At 46.1% G+C, this 16,696-nt stretch carries 17 protein-coding genes and 1 pseudogene; 12 read left to right on the top strand and 6 right to left on the bottom strand.

The genetic code is table 11. From position 1 onward, the window contains the following. A partial coding sequence (locus RID53_RS34370; protein ID WP_446373407.1) for a transposase occupies window positions 1–112 on the top strand: 112 nt, incomplete at its 5' end. Between the two features lie 38 nt (window positions 113–150). Further along, window positions 151–375 (top strand): annotated as a pseudogene (locus RID53_RS34365) (sensor histidine kinase); the annotation flags it as partial. Between the two features lie 99 nt (window positions 376–474). On the opposite strand, the gene RID53_RS34360 reads toward RID53_RS34365, so the two are convergent. Continuing rightward, window positions 475–1,164 (bottom strand): hypothetical protein, encoded by a 690-nt coding sequence (locus tag RID53_RS34360; protein WP_446392360.1) that lies wholly within the window; start codon window positions 1,162–1,164, stop codon window positions 475–477. Window positions 1,165–1,406: 242 nt separating this feature from the next. Further along, complete coding sequence (locus tag RID53_RS34355; protein WP_446392359.1) at window positions 1,407–1,580, bottom strand: hypothetical protein; 174 nt, start codon at window positions 1,578–1,580, stop codon at window positions 1,407–1,409. A 77-nt stretch (window positions 1,581–1,657) separates the two neighbouring features. Between RID53_RS34355 and RID53_RS34350 the strand changes: the two genes are divergently transcribed. Then, a complete protein-coding gene (locus RID53_RS34350) occupies window positions 1,658–3,217 on the top strand; it encodes a serine/threonine protein kinase (protein WP_446392358.1) in 1,560 nt (519 codons plus the stop codon). A gap of 3 nt (window positions 3,218–3,220) precedes the next feature. Next, the gene (gene tsaB, locus RID53_RS34345) at window positions 3,221–3,889 is read left to right on the top strand and encodes a tRNA (adenosine(37)-N6)-threonylcarbamoyltransferase complex dimerization subunit type 1 TsaB (protein WP_446392357.1); all 669 of its coding nucleotides are present in this window, start codon (window positions 3,221–3,223) and stop codon (window positions 3,887–3,889) included. 203 nt (window positions 3,890–4,092) lie between these two features. Here the strand turns inward: tsaB and miaE are convergent, their stop codons facing one another. Then, window positions 4,093–4,707 (bottom strand): tRNA isopentenyl-2-thiomethyl-A-37 hydroxylase MiaE, encoded by a 615-nt coding sequence (gene miaE, locus RID53_RS34340; protein WP_446392356.1) that lies wholly within the window; start codon window positions 4,705–4,707, stop codon window positions 4,093–4,095. 324 nt (window positions 4,708–5,031) lie between these two features. Here miaE and RID53_RS34335 point away from each other — a divergent pair, with 324 nt between their 5' ends. After that, a complete protein-coding gene (locus RID53_RS34335; RefSeq protein WP_446392355.1) occupies window positions 5,032–5,781 on the top strand; it encodes a metallophosphoesterase family protein in 750 nt (249 codons plus the stop codon). Window positions 5,782–5,890: 109 nt separating this feature from the next. On the opposite strand, the gene RID53_RS34330 is transcribed toward RID53_RS34335, so the two are convergent. Next, entirely contained in the window at window positions 5,891–6,742 is an 852-nt protein-coding gene (locus RID53_RS34330; protein WP_446392354.1) for a M48 family metallopeptidase, read from the bottom strand. A 134-nt stretch (window positions 6,743–6,876) separates the two neighbouring features. After that, on the bottom strand, window positions 6,877–7,293 hold the full coding sequence (locus tag RID53_RS34325) for a thiol-disulfide oxidoreductase DCC family protein (RefSeq protein WP_446392353.1): 417 nt from the start codon (window positions 7,291–7,293) through the stop codon (window positions 6,877–6,879). Between the two features lie 373 nt (window positions 7,294–7,666). Between RID53_RS34325 and RID53_RS34320 the strand changes: the two genes are divergently transcribed. Together RID53_RS34320 and RID53_RS34315 are read left to right on the top strand one after the other, a co-directional pair. Next, complete coding sequence (locus tag RID53_RS34320; RefSeq protein WP_446392352.1) at window positions 7,667–8,518, top strand: DUF2382 domain-containing protein; 852 nt, start codon at window positions 7,667–7,669, stop codon at window positions 8,516–8,518. Window positions 8,519–8,644: 126 nt separating this feature from the next. Then, window positions 8,645–9,472: a DUF2382 domain-containing protein gene (locus RID53_RS34315; protein WP_446392351.1), complete on the top strand. Its 828-nt coding sequence runs from the start codon at window positions 8,645–8,647 to the stop codon at window positions 9,470–9,472. A gap of 95 nt (window positions 9,473–9,567) precedes the next feature. On the opposite strand, the gene RID53_RS34310 is transcribed toward RID53_RS34315, so the two are convergent. Further along, a complete protein-coding gene (locus RID53_RS34310; protein ID WP_446392350.1) occupies window positions 9,568–10,431 on the bottom strand; it encodes an endonuclease/exonuclease/phosphatase family protein in 864 nt (287 codons plus the stop codon). Window positions 10,432–10,681: 250 nt separating this feature from the next. Here RID53_RS34310 and RID53_RS34305 point away from each other — a divergent pair, with 250 nt between their 5' ends. From RID53_RS34305 to RID53_RS34285, 5 genes are all read left to right on the top strand, one after another. Continuing rightward, complete coding sequence (locus tag RID53_RS34305) at window positions 10,682–12,370, top strand: potassium channel family protein (protein ID WP_446392349.1); 1,689 nt, start codon at window positions 10,682–10,684, stop codon at window positions 12,368–12,370. A gap of 283 nt (window positions 12,371–12,653) precedes the next feature. Next, window positions 12,654–12,848, top strand: a complete 195-nt coding sequence (locus RID53_RS34300) for a hypothetical protein (protein ID WP_446376770.1) — start codon at window positions 12,654–12,656, stop codon at window positions 12,846–12,848. 432 nt (window positions 12,849–13,280) lie between these two features. Continuing rightward, the gene (locus RID53_RS34295; RefSeq protein ID WP_446392348.1) at window positions 13,281–14,261 is read left to right on the top strand and encodes an SDR family NAD(P)-dependent oxidoreductase; all 981 of its coding nucleotides are present in this window, start codon (window positions 13,281–13,283) and stop codon (window positions 14,259–14,261) included. Window positions 14,262–14,385: 124 nt separating this feature from the next. Further along, on the top strand, window positions 14,386–15,207 hold the full coding sequence (locus RID53_RS34290; RefSeq protein WP_446392347.1) for an SDR family NAD(P)-dependent oxidoreductase: 822 nt from the start codon (window positions 14,386–14,388) through the stop codon (window positions 15,205–15,207). 79 nt (window positions 15,208–15,286) lie between these two features. After that, window positions 15,287–16,537 (top strand): flavin-containing monooxygenase, encoded by a 1,251-nt coding sequence (locus RID53_RS34285; RefSeq protein ID WP_446392363.1) that lies wholly within the window; start codon window positions 15,287–15,289, stop codon window positions 16,535–16,537. Window positions 16,538–16,696: the final 159 nt, after the last annotated feature.

Here is a 16,696-nt window from a genome sequence, read left to right as displayed (position 1 = left end):
GACAGTGGAGGGAATTAATCAAAAAATTAAGCTAATTAAAAGAAGAGGTTATGGGTTAAATAATTTTGATAATTTTAGAAGAAGGGTTCTGCTTAATTGGTATTTTGGCTAGTAATTTATCATAGTTAGTCTGAAAGAGCCAGCCTTATTATTGGGATTGCCGACAATGGTACGGGTATGAGTGAAGAGGTGCAACAGAAGATATTTGATCCATTTTTTACGACCAAGCCAGTGGGAAGTGGCACAGGATTAGGATTATCAATTAGTCATCAAATTATCGTCGAAAAACACAAAGGTCAACTTAGTTGCATATCTGCGCTTGGACAAGGAACAGAATTTATCATAGAAATTCCGTTAACCGGAACTTATACCTAAAAAACTCTAAAAAATAGCTCCCGACACACTCGCACTACAACTATTCTGTGTTCCCCGTTCCCTGTTCCCTCCCCACAAGACTTATTCAGCAAGCCCTATTCATGATTTATGACGTTTTCTATAACCTCGCCCCCGCTCAATTTCATCTCTAAGTTCCTTGAGTTCTTTCAGATTCAGCTTCTTGGTATAACAATTATGGTTATCCCCCAATACCATCTTGCTATAGCTCTGCAAGCTCTCAATCCAGGGAAACTCAGTCATCCGGAAACGCCACGACACTCCCGGAAGCGGCGGTAAGTTCAACGCCTCTCGCACCACTAAACGACCAATGGTAAATGCACTGGTATTAGGGTCCCAGGTATCACCTTGTAGGTCGAGATCCCAGGTTCCAATCAAATGAAAAACCTTGCGCGAACTCTTCAATTTAATAATCCACTGCACGCTAAACCGATGAGTCCGAAAAATCTGGTCTTCCTGGGCTAACGATAGCTCCAAGATAGACGTATCCCTATCGGAAAATGAGTTAGCATCCAAAGCCAATCGAATCGCCGCCAAGTTGTCAAGGGTAATCAATAGATTGTGACGGGGATTGTGTTGATTCAGTAGATACCAGGTTCCTACAGCACCCGGCGCGTCTCGTTCGACGGACAAAAGCACGATGGATTCATCAGCCGAATAGGTGCGCTCAAGAACCAAAAACGTTGGTTGGAACGTTTCTGGTTTCTGAAAGATGCGGCGAATCCACCGAGTCAGCCATCGAAACCATTGTCGTAAACTCTGTTGCTTCACTGGTGTCGCGTTCTCAGGGGGGATATGTTAAAACTTCTCATTGACAATGGCTTGATCCGAAGTGCTTGATCTGAAGTGCTAGTTTCATGATGGAGATAGGGACAGGATTTACGCACAGTCTTCTATATGTATGGTTGGCTGCATAAAGCCGAAACCATTAACTATCAAGGCTTTGAGTGGCATTGATAGTTGCTCTTGTTCAAGGAAAAAAGGTCAAACCCTTTCATCTCCTTGCACCACTATCAGGGAAAATGTACCATTGCTCCCCCTGCTCCCCCTGCTCCCCCTGCTTCCCTTGCTCCCCCTGCTCCCTCTGCTCCCCCTGCTTCCCCTGCTCCCTCTGCTCCCCCAGCTCCCTCTGCTCCCCCTGCTCCCTCTGCTCCCCCTGCTTCCCCATCGTTCGCATTCCCTAACACCTTATCCCTAAATCCAGAAATTCTGAGTTAAAGTGAATTCTGAACTGACAATTTTTTCTCAACCCTAAGGTCAGTGTATGAACTCGTTAGTTGGTAAAACCCTACAGGGTGGCAAATACACTCTAGAGCAAGAATTAGGACGAGGGGGCTTTGGCATCACCTATAAAGCTACCCATCACTATTTAGGTCAGGTGGTGGTGATTAAAACCCTAGACGAGTCCATGCATCGTAACCCGGACTGCTCTCGGTTTCAGCGCCTATTCCAGGATGAAGCACGACGGCTCGCCTTGTGTACCCACCCCAATATTGTCCGAGTCAGTGACTTCTTTGTGGAAGCAGGGTGGCCCTACATGGTAATGGACTATGTAGAGGGTCAGACCTTACAAGAGATTTTACTTCCCGGCAAACCCCTCAGTGAAGCCGCCGCCATTCATTACATCTGCCAAATTGGGGACGCTTTAACCGTAGTCCATCAAAAAGGTTTACTCCACCGCGATATTAAGCCAGCCAATATCCTCCGACGAGAAGGAACACATCAAGTTGTCCTCATCGACTTTGGCATTGCACGAGAATTTAGCCTGAATACAACTCAAACCCACACTAACATGCTGTCTGAGGGCTATGCTCCTTTAGAACAGTATTTAATCAAAGAAAAACGCACCCCAGCCTCCGATGTTTACGGTTTAGCCGCCACTCTCTATACCCTTTTAACTGCCCAAATCCCCACACCCGCCGTTATCCGGGAGCGCCAACCCATGCCCGCTCCCCGTGATCTCCAACCCCAACTCAGTGCTGCCGTAAATCAAGCGGTCATGCGCGGGATGGCAATTGAGGCGCGTTATCGCCCTTCATCGGTAGCCGAATGGCTATCTCTGTTGCCGGATGTATCCTTTGAACCCAACCAGGAATTCCTCTCCCATCCTGTATCGACCACCAATGGTGTCACAATTGCTTTAACACCGCCACAGGAAGCCAGTTCCCGTCAGCGAGAGTCCCAACCTACTCAATATACGCCTTGGCATCGACGCTTAGGTGTTTCTCCCGTTTTACTAGGAATGAGCGCTGTTATTGCTACAGGTTTAGTCGGATTGGGAACGATTTGGTATCAGTCTCAAAATCTGTCAACCCCACCAGCGGCTGAACCCTCATCCCCAGAGGAACCCCTAAATCCTGATACCGAACTTAATGATAGTGAGGATACGCTCCAGGAAACGACTGAATCCAGCCAGGACAAAAATGCCCCTTCCTCAGAGCAGGAACAGAAACCCTCTCGCCGCTCTTTTCCGAGATTCCCCAAAAAATCGAGTGATTCAGTTGAACCCTCTCCCTCACCAACTTCTGAAGACCCTTCATCCACTCCTACAGAATCACCCTCCTCTGAGAAAAAATCGCCAACTTCAACCCCTAAACCTTCACCTAATTCATCCCCAGCATCCCCAAATCAATCTCAACCGCCAGAACCGCCAGCCCCTTCTCAAAAGGTTCCCCAATCGGCTGAGTCTTCTGAATCGGTCAGTGAACCCCCGTCTGAATCTGTTAGTGAACCCCTAGAAAACATGAAAAAAGCGCCTGCTCCCCCAGAAGCTCCCCTACCCAAGAAACCCGAAACCATTGAGGAAGATAATGATAACGAATGACAAATGACCAATGACAACCGATACGGTTTAGCCCTACATACCACCAGTCCCCAACTCGGATTAGCCATTCGTAATTTTCAGAGTGATCATCGTGCGGCTACCTGGGATTTGGGACGAGATTTATCAACTCACTTACATCAGCACTTGAGTGAGTTTTTACTGCCAAACGCTTGGTCAGATTTGGCATTTATTGCCGTCGCCAAAGGTCCCGGCAGTTTTACAGGCACTCGTATTGGTGTGGTAACAGCCCGGACGTTGGCACAGCAACTGGATATTCCGTTATTTGCCATTTCCACCCTGGCAGCTGTGGCTTGGTCGGTCATGCTTCCAGGGAAAGAACAGCTAGAAACCTCACACAAAAGAGCGATCGCGCTACAAATGCCTGCTCGACGGGGACAGTTATATACGGCAATCTATCAGCGATCTTCAGACGGTTCCAGCTTGACGCCGCTTGTACCCGATGCCGTGATGACACCCGATATCTGGCAACACGTCCTAGACAATCAAAACCTCCCCTATCAACTCATTGAGGTATCCGTTAATTTAGGAACCTGTGTCACCAGTGTATTAAACTTGGCTTATTTAGATTGGCAGCAAGGAAAGCGTCCTCACTGGTTCGATACGTTACCATTTTATGGACAGCATCCAGTTACTGGAACAAAAAGCGACTAAGTAGGTTCTGCTGCACAAAGCCAAAACCGCAAAGCCCATCAATACTTTGAGCTTTATTGACAGAGGGTTTGATTCAAGGAAATCGGGTAGTATTCTTCATAAGAATGGCATCACCTTGCTCAGGAAAAATGTACCCTTGCTCCCCCAGCTTCCCCAGCTTCCCCCACTCTCCCTCACCACAACACTTATTCAACAGCCCTTACTTAACTGTGAATACGAGGTTCCGGGTAAAGCGTGCTAAGTAACTGACTTTCTACAGTTGCCAGTTCTGCTAACCTCTGGCTGACAACCTCCCGCTCAAAATAGGTGTCCGCTAGCACCCAGTACACCCCATAGTGTCGTGCTTCAGATGTCATCAAACCTTGATAAAACTCGGCTAACTCCGGGTCAGGACAGTGAGTTGCCAGTAATCCCAGCCGTTCGTGAGAGCGAGCCTCAATTAAAGCCGCAACCAGTAAAGAATCCAATAGCCGCTCCGGTTCATGACGGCGAATCTGGGCTGTTAGCTTAGCGCCATAAGGTGACGGGGATAGAGATGCTAAGGAAATACCCCGTCGTTCCAGCCATTGATTGACTTGCTCAAAGTGATCCAATTCCTCGCGTGCGATCGCGGTTAGCTGACGAACCAGTTGCGTACTCGATGGGTAGCGAAAGATTAAATTCAGGGCGACACCTGCCGCTTTGCGTTCGCATTGGGAATGGTCGAGTAGAATGAGATCAGGGTGAGCTAAGGCTTGTTCAACCCAAGTCCAGCTCGTGGGTTGTTGGAGGGCATGAATCATTACCCAGGGAGAATCTAACACAGGTTTTGGTGACATCGAACTGTCTTTTGAATCACAATAGGGGGAAGATGATTAGGATAGAGACTGGTATTCGAGGAAACTGGTATTTATCAATGGCGTGCTGGATGCTAAGCGGAAAAGGTGTGAAATTCAATGAATTTTCTCTGAAACCCGGAAGATAGATGTTAGCACTTGTTTTAACTAATAGATAATAGAGTATCCTGACCCTGAAAATCTTGCCTACCCCTGGTAAACATACCTCGGCACACAATAGTCCAGCTTTTGGTAACCAAACTGGTGCAAGTAAACGTTTATGGGTGCTACCTATTATTTGACGACACGGATTTGGATCAATAAACAATGACTCACCGTCGGATTGTTATCGGTGACGTGCATGGGCACTACGATACCCTAATGACCTTATTGGATGCGATCGCTCCTAGTAAAGACGATCAGGTCTATTTTTTGGGAGACTTAATTGATAGGGGTCCCCAAAGCTCTCAAGTTGTTGAATTTGTCAAGCAAAGCCCTTATCCTTGCTTGCTAGGCAATCATGAGCAAATGCTATTAGAAATCCTGGGTCAGGGAGAAATCTATGGTCCAGCCCTGCAAGCATGGCTCTATAGTGGCGGTCACAGTACCATCAATAGTTATGGTGAGAATGGCGTCCGCCAAGACCATATCGAGTGGATGCGTACCTTACCCACCCATATTGATTTGGGAGATACATGGTTAGTCCATGCTGGAGTTCATCCCCGTTTACCCCTGGAAAAGCAAACGACAGAACAATTCTGTTGGATTAGAGACGAATTTCATAGCATTCAAGAGCCTTATTTTACCGATAAGTTAATTATCATTGGTCATACGATTACCTTTACCTTGCCAGGAGTACAACCGGGACGAATTGCCCAAGGGCGAGGATGGTTGGATATTGACACAGGCGCGTATCACCCGAAAAGTGGTTGGCTCACAGGATTAGACCTGACAAACTCACGGGTTTATCAAGCCAATGTTTTTCGACAACGGGTTCGCCAAATGCCACTTGAGGAGGCGGTGACAAGGGTAGAGCCTTCCCAACTCTTACCACGTCGTTCTGTACTCCGTTCCTAGTATGGGGGAGCTGGGGAAGCTGGGGAAGCAATGTAGAGACGTGCCATGGCACGTCTGGGAAGCTGGGAACCCAAAGAACGAGGGATGGATGTTGCTACCAGAGATCATCCTATTGCAGGGGGCGAATTTTGGCTTTATAGGCACTTTCATCCAAACCATCACCGACAGTAGCTTCAGCCGGATCGATCGCCTGATTCAATGCGTTAATGCGATCGTCAACCCCTGGATGAGTACTGAGGAAAGAGGGGACGGAACCGCTTTTCTTCTGGAGTTTTTCCATGAAATTGACCATGGCTGACGGTGCGTAGCCTGCTTTTTTGAGGATATCTAACCCAACTTGATCCGCCTCCAATTCATCTTCACGACTATTGGGTAACCGCAGCGCCAAGTCTACGCCAATATTGACTAAGGTATTGCGATCTAGACCGGCGGCAACGGCTACTCCCCTGGCGATCGCTGTCTGGCGCATTTGTTCAATCATGTGTTCTTCTTCGATATGCCCGATTTCATGGGCAATCACACTCGCCAGTTGAGCCTCATTGTCTGCCGCTTCAATCAAACCTGTGTGCAAATAAACAAAACCGCCCGTAGTCGCGAAAGCATTAATACTGTCATCCTCAACCACCTGAAACGTATAGGGAATAGTCGAGCGTTGAGTTTCTTTTGCCAATCGCTGACCAATCTGATCAATGTAGCGGTTGACACGGGAATTGCGATAGAGTTGAATCTGGTTTCTCACCAACTTCTGATTGATCTGTTCTCCGATCTCGACTTCCTGGCGATCAGAAATATTGGAAAGTTGGATAATCTGGACGCCTCGGAAAATCAGATCCAGCCAGGGAATTGCTTGACTCACCTGAGGTGTACCCACGATCAGGCTAAACGTCAAGATCGCTGACACGAATGGATATAATAAACGACGACGGTGACGATGAGACCAGATGGAGAAAGGATTAGCCATGGTACATAAAATTAAAATAGCTACAGTTCAGGCACTCAAACAATAGACGCTACTTACAGGGTATAAGTTGCCATTGGCTCTCAAGAAACACTTTCTGGTAGAGGAGGGTAAGCAGAGGGCGATCGGCGATCCAATTACGTCTGGCAATTTTGGTTATCCTGACATCCCAGAGGATAAGCTGAATTGTAGGTACTCGATCGCTTGCCAAACCAACTATACCGATTATCACGAACCTGTTGATAGGTGCGATCGCCCAGCCACTTCATTCCAGGCATTGCTCGATACGCCGAGACGAATACCTCTCCCATCGGCAACAGACGCCCAATTTCCTCCGCCGCCTCACTCCCTTGCCACCGACGTTCCGGGGACGCCCCATCAATGAGAATCATCCCCATTTCGCAGTCTTGAGCAGTAATACCAAAGGTTTCACAGGCGGCTTCATCCTGCATGGGAATGTAGTCAAACTGCTGTCCTTGATCCAGATTTTCCAGAAGCTGCACTAAGGTGACACAAAGATTGCAGTTGCCGTCGTAAATAACGTGATATCGCATCAAAGGGGTTAATCGCACTCCTTATGAATTATCTTTATTGACTCTACCTAATTTTAGCTATTTCTATAGGAGGATAACAAAAATAAGCAATTGTGTTAATTTACTGCTATTTGCATAGTTATGATGTAAGTCCTTTAGGCTAGTGAGATAGTGTTAAAGTTTGGAAATTTGCATAGAGGTTAAGTTAATTAATAAGCCTAACCATTTTAAGTGAAAGAAAATAGTAGTACCGTTGTATAAACAATTACCAGCTTATTTTCTTCGTTTATGTCTTTTGAGGGATTAAATACAAGTATTTTTTGTGTAATCTGAAATTAGAGTGCGAGAGTTGAACTCTCAAAGCTTGAAATTAAAGAAACACGGAGACCAATCTATGAATCTCATCAAAATAGAAAAGTTTTACCCCAATTATAAAGAACAGATTTTTGGTGGCGATGATATCAAAGGATATGATGTCTACTCAGATCGTGAAGAGAAAATCGGTGAAGTTCATGACGCTCTTCTAGATGAAAATGGTCGTTTCCGGTATCTAGTCATTGATACAGGCTTCTGGATCTTTGGTAAAAAGGTCTTGTTACCTGTAGGTTATGCCCGGATGGACTATGATCGTCATCGGGTTTATGTGATTGGTATGACCAAAGCCCAAGCTGAAAGCTTACCGGAATACCATGACAACATGAGCATCGACTACGACTACGAAGAACGAGTCCGCAACGTCTACCGACCCATGGCGACTAATCGCTCAACGGCATCAACATCGGCTCAGGCAACCACCTATAATCGCGACACCTACAGTTATGATCATGAGCCTGAACTCTACGCCACTACTGAGCAGAATCATAAAAATCTCAAGCTGTACGAAGAGAAACTAATTGCTAACAAAGACCGTTATAAGAGTGGCGAAGTTGCTCTAGGTAAGCATGTAGAATCTGAAACAGCTCAGGTATCAGTTCCTGTAGAAAAAGAACGGGTAGTCATTGAGCGCAATACGCCTTCCGCAGCCCGCGAAGTTCAACCCGGTAATGTTGACTTCCATGAAGGTGAAGTGGCTCGCATGGAAGTTCATGAAGAAGCAGCGAATATCGATAAGAAAGCCTTTGTGCGGGAAGAAGTTGGTGTCAAGAAAGAAGTTGAACGTGACACCGTAGATGCCCAAGAAAAGGTTCGCCGCGAAGAATTAGAAGTCGATGTAGATGGCAATCCTGTTGTCAAAGGTCGTCGGTAGAATTCTAAGAAATCTTGACTTTCACCAATTGAAATAAATAAACTGGTGGATACGGGGGTGGGCAATGCCCACCCTGCGTTTAGTGAGTTTTGCTAGGTTGCACGAATTGAGTCGGAGATGTAAAGGATGATCCAAGAAGAACCGAAAGGAAGTTATACAAAAGAAAGAATTAAAAATTTATTAGATCAATTTAGAGAAAGATTCACCTTTTTTAGCATCGTGAATCAAAAAGGTAAAGTATTGGGGCGGGTTGAGGATTTCTGCGTCGCCAAAAATCATCGCCTTTATATGGTAATGTCTACCCAAGGGGCAACCATTGACTCTCCTTGGTTTCTCCTTAGTCGCCAGCACATTCAGACCATTGATCCAGAAAATAGATCTGTAATTATTGACCTATCACCAGCCGAACTTGAATACCTGCCTGTTTATCAAAAAAAGGACGTAACCTCTACAAGTGCTGTGGATTTGGAAAAGGCTATAGAAGTTGAAGAGAGAGTGAATCCTGATCTAGAACAGTCTGATCAGACGTCAGAGATAGTCGAAGAAGACATGATTCGCTTGCTAGAAGAAAAGTTAGTCGTTAACCGCAGTAAGCAGAAAGTCGGCGAAGTCGTCGTTCGCAAAGAAATTGAAACCCGTGTGGTAGAAGTTCCGGTACGACGGGAAAAATTAATTGTTGAACAAGTTGGCGAAGACTCGAAACCACTGGCAGAAATTGATTTAGGGAAAGGGAAAGTTACAGGTGTTTCTGATAGTGTAGAGACGAGTCTACCGACAACGACTACTGTCAAGGGTGAATTTGTTTCGCCAAAAGCCGCCAGCGATCTTTTAGCCGCGATCGCGCTACAAGATAATCACGGCTGTGTTAACGTGCGTGTAGAGCTAGTGGTGGACAATCCAGAGCTTCAGGAAACGTACCAACAGATGTTTGATCGCTGTCGTGGAAGTAAATAGAAAGCAGGGGAAGCTGGGGAAGCAGAGGGAGTTGGGGGAGATGAGGAAGATAAGGGAGCAAATGACAAATGACAAATGACTAACTTTTATTGTACCTACCTACTGATTAGATGACCAACTAAACCAAAATGGTCAGATGGAAAAACATTAGGACAATTCGGGGAAATCGGGTCTAATCCCAAGCGTTCAATGGATTGCGGCTGCCAACCTGGAGCAGCAGAACGGAGTAATATACGGTCAAAGCGGACTTTTTTATGTTTCTGTTTTTGCTGTAACCGCATGACATTAATATCCGTATCTTCTGTATAACCCAGTTCATTCTCTCTAAGAACTGCCCACAGATCTTGATAGCGAGGGTCAAGATTACGGTTTTCATCTTCCCAAGAGGAACAAAAATTAAAGTCTCCCATCAGTACCGCATGATCGGCATTTTCCAATAGGGGAAAAATATCAGCAAGCTGCATGGCACGGATGGGGGCAAACCTTTTTTTGCTTTCTAAATGAACCGTAGCTAGATTAAACCGTTGTCCATTAATCCGCAGTTCAGCACAGAGAAATTTGCGACTCATTTGGCTAATCAGATCACAGAAAAATAACCGATGAATGGGAAACTTAGACAGCAGGAGAACGCCATAAGGATTCACCGTTTCTCCGGTGGTGTCGGAACTATAATAATTTTTTCTGATCCAGTCTTGGTCTAAAATGAGTTTGAGAGAGGGCGGTGTCACTTCTTGCAACGCGATCACGTCAGCCCCGCAGTCTTGAATTAGCTTCAGTATTGCCTTGTGGCGTTGTTGGCGATGATAGTCGGAAAACCAGATATTATAGGTGACCAGTGTTAGTTCACTGGTTTTTGTGTCACTGACAACATCGGTTGATTGAGTCCAAGCTTGTTTTTCGGGATTAAACCTCTTAGGATTGAGTTCTTGTAGGTCTGGAGGAATCGGAGGCTTGGTCATAAACTCTTTTCTAGTTAATTACTATTAAGTTTAAGAGTGAAGATTTCCTTTCGTCAATAAAGAGGGATTGCTGCTGATAACCGTAAAAAAAGCCACCCTATTTGCCGGATAAATGATCAACCCGGATCACTTTTTTCCAGATTTCTGCTAGTCTTGGTGTCTTCGGTTACAATGGTCGCGGTAAATCTGTAGGAAAATAGGTGTTCAAAACACGACCAGGCAAAACTCTGTCTGTTGATAAAGCAAATTCATGAAACCCCGAATCATCGTTTGTGGCTTGGGTCGCACTGGCTATCAAATTTTCTCACTATTAAAGCAACAGGGAGCCTCTGTTGTCGGAATTAGCGATCGCCTGGTTCCGGGTAACTGTCAGGATCTGATTATCGGCGATTTTCGGGCAGCCGCTACCCTACTCGCTGCTGGGATTCAGGAGGCGCAAACTCTAGTCCTCACCTGTAGCGATGATGCCTTGAATCTGGCGATTCTCACCCAAGCCCGAGTCCTTAATCCCCGGATTCGGATTATTAATCGGCTATTTAACACCAGCTTAGGCGATCGCTTGGATCAGATCCTGCCTAATCATGTCAGTCTCAGTGTCGCCGCATTAGCCGCCCCAGTATTTGCCTTTGCTGCGATGGGGAATCAAGCGATTGGACAATTGCGACTCTTTAATCAAACCTGGCCCATTCACGAAGAATACATTCATGAGTCTCATCCCTGGAACGGGCGTCGATTGAGTGAGTTGTGGGACGATCGATCGCGGATGTTCATCTACTATCAACCCCGGAAAGGGCAGGTGAGTTTAGTGTCCGCCGTTGTGCAAGAACAAACCTTACAACCAGGCGATCGCGTGATTGTTGGCACTCAACCCAATGTCCGCAGCCGCCGAGGGTTGTGGCTGCGCCGACTGTTTAAGATTCTCACGAACCTGAAACAGTTTCAGCACCATGGTCAACCCATTCTCGCTGGAACTCTCGCCCTACTTCTGACGATTTTTATCGCCACACTTACTTATGTTAGTGTGCAGTTGAATACCTCAATTGTTGACGCCCTCTATTTTTCTGTGGGTATGATTACTGGGGCGGGGGGGAAAGAAGAAGTGGCAGAATTAGCACCTGACAGTATCAAAGTTTTTACGGCGGTGATGATGTTAGTTGGGGCAGGTGTAATTGGGATTTGTTACGCCCTACTCAACGATTTTATTTTAGGCACTCGTTTTAGTCAATTTTTAGATGCCGCTCGTGTTCCCAGTCGTCATCATTATATTGTTTGTGGCTTGGGGGGTATTGGTGTCCAGATCATTAATCAACTGCATACTCATGGCTATGACGTGGTTGTCATTGAACCCGATACCCACAATCGATTTCTCGGTGTTGCCCGTTCCTTGGGAGTCCCGGTGATTATCGGTGATGCGAGTTTGGCAACTAATTTAAAAGCGGCGAATATCCATACAGCGGAAGCCTTATTAGCGGTAACCAGTAGCGACATGACCAATGTCGAAATTAGTTTAAGTGCCAAAGCTTTAACGCCCAATTTACCCATCGTGGTGCGAAATCATGACCCTCAATTTGCCCGAGGGGTGCAGCAAGTTTTTAATTTTGAAGTAGTACTCAGTCCCACAGAATTAGCCACACCCGCCTTTGCCGCCGCCGCCTTAGGGGGGCGTATTTTAGGCAATGGTATGACCGGGAATACTCTTTGGGTAGCGTTGGCAACAACGATTACGCTAAAGCATCCATTCTGTGGACAGCGGGTGAGAGATTTAACCCTGGATATTGAGTTTGTTCCTCTATACATTGAAACCCGACATCAAAAGCTTCACGGTCGAGATTTATTGGAAACAGCATTAGCGGCAGGTGATGTTTTATACTTGACCATGCCAGCGTCACAATTAGAACAGTTGTGGCGAGTTACACCGTCTCAGTTATTGGCGAGTTGAATCTGGGGAACCTGTAGGGGTGGGTTTCACTACTATCGTTTCTTATCTCACAAGGGATGTGACTAAACCCGCCAAAATCTAAGGCTAAAGCCCTTACTACGAACTTATGAACTCAACTCATGTATCCATTTAGGTGTACCACACCACTCCACAAGCGCCATAGCGTCAGCGTACTAATTCTTTAGATAGAGAGATAGATAAATCAAGATCCTATTTTAGGAAGAGGAAAATTCTCTCCTAGTTTTGTAGGATTGGTCGTAACGTCGAAATTAAGAATGTAATTATGCCACAAGAAGACATAACATCTAAAGGTAAACAAACTACAACCGCTGCGGGAGCTAGAACAACGGGTATGGAGTCTAAAGATCCCCAAGCCGAAGAGCAAGCTTCTAAGAAAGATCCAGCAACCATTCCGGAAGCCCAAGGTGAAAACAAGCGTGTAGAAGGCGATCCGAACCAAGGGACTGACTCTCGTTAATAGTCTTCCGAATTGGCTGGATTTTGAAACAGTCTAAACTAATAAAACTGGTAGAGACGTAGCTGGCTACGTCTCTATAATTTGTTGGGCGTCTTAACCACCCAACTGTTGTGACCATTCCGCCGATTTTCTTGTAGCGTGAGGTATCACTCCTTCAATGATTGTGAGTTGAAACTCTTCTACAACTTTCCTCAGAGTGAATTTACTGTAGGGCATAATAATGATTCTAAATGTTAAAGAACTTATTTTCTAGAATGAGGGTCTGCTTCCCTCTCCTTGTAGGATAGGCGTCGGGATAGGGGGGGGAAAGAGTCCGATTCTTCAGTTAGTTAACCAAACGTACCATACTGTTCCTATTCTGGTACGGTTGATCACGGCTTGGGTGTCGCCATCACTTGAAGTACTGCCAAGATAAACTGAAAAAAAACAATTATGAAACATCTTGAAGGTAAAATCACAGTAGTTACAGGGGCAACGCGGGGTCTAGGCAAGGGAATTGCGATCGCGCTGGGTGAAGCTGGGGCGACAGTGTATATTACAGGACGTACCCTGGAGCGTTCAACCTCTGATGATGGTGTATCCGGGAGTCTCCAGGAAACCCAATCCGCCGTTGAGGAAGTTGGTGGCGTCTGTATTCCCGTGCAAGTGGATCACAGTGACGATGAGCAAGTGCGTTTACTGTTTGAGCGTATCCAGGATGAACAGGGACAACTTGACTTGCTGGTTAATAATGCTTACGCCGGGGTACAAGCCTTAACAGATGCTTCAGGAAAGCCGTTCTGGGAGAGTGAACCGAGTTTGTGGGATGCTTGCAATAATGTCGGGCTGCGGAGTCACTATGTTGCCAGTATTTTTGCCGCCCGGATGATGACCCCGCATCAGCAAGGACTTATCTGTACTATCTCGTCTTGGGGTAGTTTATCCTATATTTTTAGTCCTCCCTACGGTGCAGGTAAATCAGCGTGCGATCGCCTAGCCGCAGATATGGCGATTGAACTCAAACCTCAGAATATTGCATCCCTGTCAATTTGGCCCGGAATTGTGGGGACGGAAAAGTTTTCCCAATTTGCTGCCAATATGGATGAAAGTACAGGGCTTGACCCGAAAAACTCAGCCATAAAAGAAAGGTACAACTGGGAAACACCCTTACTCACCGGACGGGTGATTGGAGCGCTAGCCGCAGATTCTACAGTGATGCGACGAACCGGACGGGTGCAGATTGTGGCAGAGTTGGCTAAACACTACGGATTGGTAGACAAAAACGGGGAGCGTCCTGTATCGTTACGGTCTCTGCGTTTCGTGCTTCCCCTTGTCTTTCCCGCCCTGAGAAAATCCCCCTGGCTGGTACCTAATATTAATGTACCTTGGTCACTGCTACTGCTACAATCACTTAGCTCCCCCAAAATAGGATAGGACTTACTACAAACTCTGTTCCCTCCCCTTGGTAAGGGGAGGGTTAGGGTGGGGTTATTTGGGGAGAGTTAGGGTGGGGTTGATTGGGGGAGGGTAAATTTGAGTAAAAGAGCCAAAAAAACAGATGACCCAGCTACGCTCAGCCGTTGTCCTGATTACCGGTGCCGCTGGTGGCTTTGGACAGGAATTAACCCGACAGTTATTGATGGCGGGTAGCCGATTAATTTTAACGGATTTGGACAAACCCGCGCTACATCAACGGGTGGCGGATATTCAGCGTCAAGTCGCCACGGGGGAGGTACTGGCTTGCTTCGAGGCTGATTTGTCGTCTGGCGAGGGCTGTGAAGCGCTGTATGATCAGGTTAAAGCCCTGGATATCCCGATTGACATTTTGATTAATAATGCTGGAATTGCCGTATTTGGTCGCATGGATGAAGTTCCAGCACCGGAATGGGAACGGTTGATGCAGGTGAACTTAATCACGCCAATGCGTTTAAGTTCCTTATTTGTAGCGGATATGATTGCGCGTCAAAAAGGGCATATTGTGAATATTTCATCCGTCGCGGGTTGGTTTGCACCCGCAGGATTGACCCATTATTCTGCTAGTAAATATGGGTTACGGGGATTTAGTGAAGGGCTATTCAATGAAGTCAAGGACTACAATGTCAAAGTGACAGCCGTTTATCCCTTTTTTAGCCGTACCCCCATTCTGCAAGCTAAACGGTATGGCACACTCGCTGAGGGACATCAAGGTGTGCCAGACTCTTGGACAACAGATCCGGTGAAGGTGATGGCGGCGACGATTCAAGGCATTCAGCGGGATCAACTGCACGTATTTCCGGATGCGATCGCGCAAAATGTCCAATTTTTCAAACGATACAGTCCTAGTTTATTAAACTGGATTACAAATGAGTTTTCCAAAAGATTAAATCGTGGTGCAAGTTAGTCATTCTCGCTCAACCGTACAGCAGGATAATAGGAGTCACAAGCAGTTGATTCTCGGCGCAGGGTTTGTGGGATTGGGTATGGCTCAAGCCCTGAAAGCGGCGGGTCTTGCCTATGATCAGGTGGATGGCAGTGATGATATTGGTGGCAATTGGTATCACGGGGTTTATGAAACTGCCCATATTATTTCATCCCGGACGATTACCCAATTTACTCATTTTCCCATGCCTGATGACTATCCCGATTTTCCCAGCGCTCAAAATATCCGGGATTATCTGAATCGTTTTGCCGATCATTTTCAGTTACGGGAGGAGATTGAACTGAATCGTACTGTTGAGTATATCCGACCGATTGAAAATAATCTCTGGGAAGTTACCTTTGCCAATGGAGAACAACGGATTTATAAAGGCGTATTACTCTGTAACGGACATCACTGGTGCAAACGGTTTCCGGAATTTGAGGGACAATTTCACGGGGAAATTATTCATTCTAAAGATTACAAAAAACCGGAGCAACTGCGGGGTAAACGGGTGCTAGTGATTGGCGGTGGAAATTCAGCCTGTGATATTGCTGCTGAAGCTGCACGGGTAAGCCGTAAGAGTGTTTTAAGTATGCGTGAATCCGTTTGGTTTATTCCCAAAACGTTTATGGGAGTCCCGATAGCTGATATCGTGCGATGGTGGATGCCAGAATGGTTACAACGGCTGATGGCTTATGGCATCATCAGACTGACCTTTGGCTCCCATGAAAATTACGGTTTACCTAAACCTAAGCATCGCATTTTTGAGAAACATCCCACGTTAAATAATGAAGTCCCGTACTATATTAAACATGGTCGGATTATTGCCAAGCCTGGGGTGCGTCGGCTTCAGGGAAAAACGGTCGAGTTTGTCGATGGGAGTGAGCAGGAATTTGATTTAATTGTTTGTGCCACTGGCTATCATGTTGCCTATCCCTTCTTACCGGAAGAACTTCAGCGCGTTGAAGGACCCGTGGTTAAATGTTATGGGGGTTCGTTTATTGAGGATTACAAGGGACTCTATTACATCGGGTGGGGACAAGCGCGGGGCGGGGTTGGCTCATTGATAGCGGCTTATGGACCCTATTTTACCCGTTGTCTGCAACTTCAGGATAAAATTAATGTGCCGCTAGGATTAGTGTTTAAAGAAATGGGACAAGAGTTCCCGACGACTCATTTATCTGATCCGCAGCAGATTTTTAGGCAGCTAAAACTGGCTCATTTTTTCTTTAACTGGATTGCGAAAAAAGCGGATAAAGTTGATGCCAAATATCCCAACTTTGAGAACCGTCCACTCCCGGCTAAACATTGACCGAATAAAAGTAGATGGTTTCCAAGGATTTATCCCCAATTGTAGGGGCAAATTTAGCCAAATTGTAGGGGCGGGTTTAGGGATTAAATTCAGCTATTGGTGAAATAACTGAACAGCAAAACCCGCCCTGATTAAGTTATCACTGGAAATAGAAAGGTA

Source organism: Coleofasciculus sp. B1-GNL1-01 (assembly GCF_040220235.1).
In the GTDB taxonomy this organism is placed as follows: Bacteria; Cyanobacteriota; Cyanobacteriia; order Cyanobacteriales; family Coleofasciculaceae; genus Coleofasciculus.
This window is presented reverse-complemented; position numbering and strand designations above follow the sequence as displayed.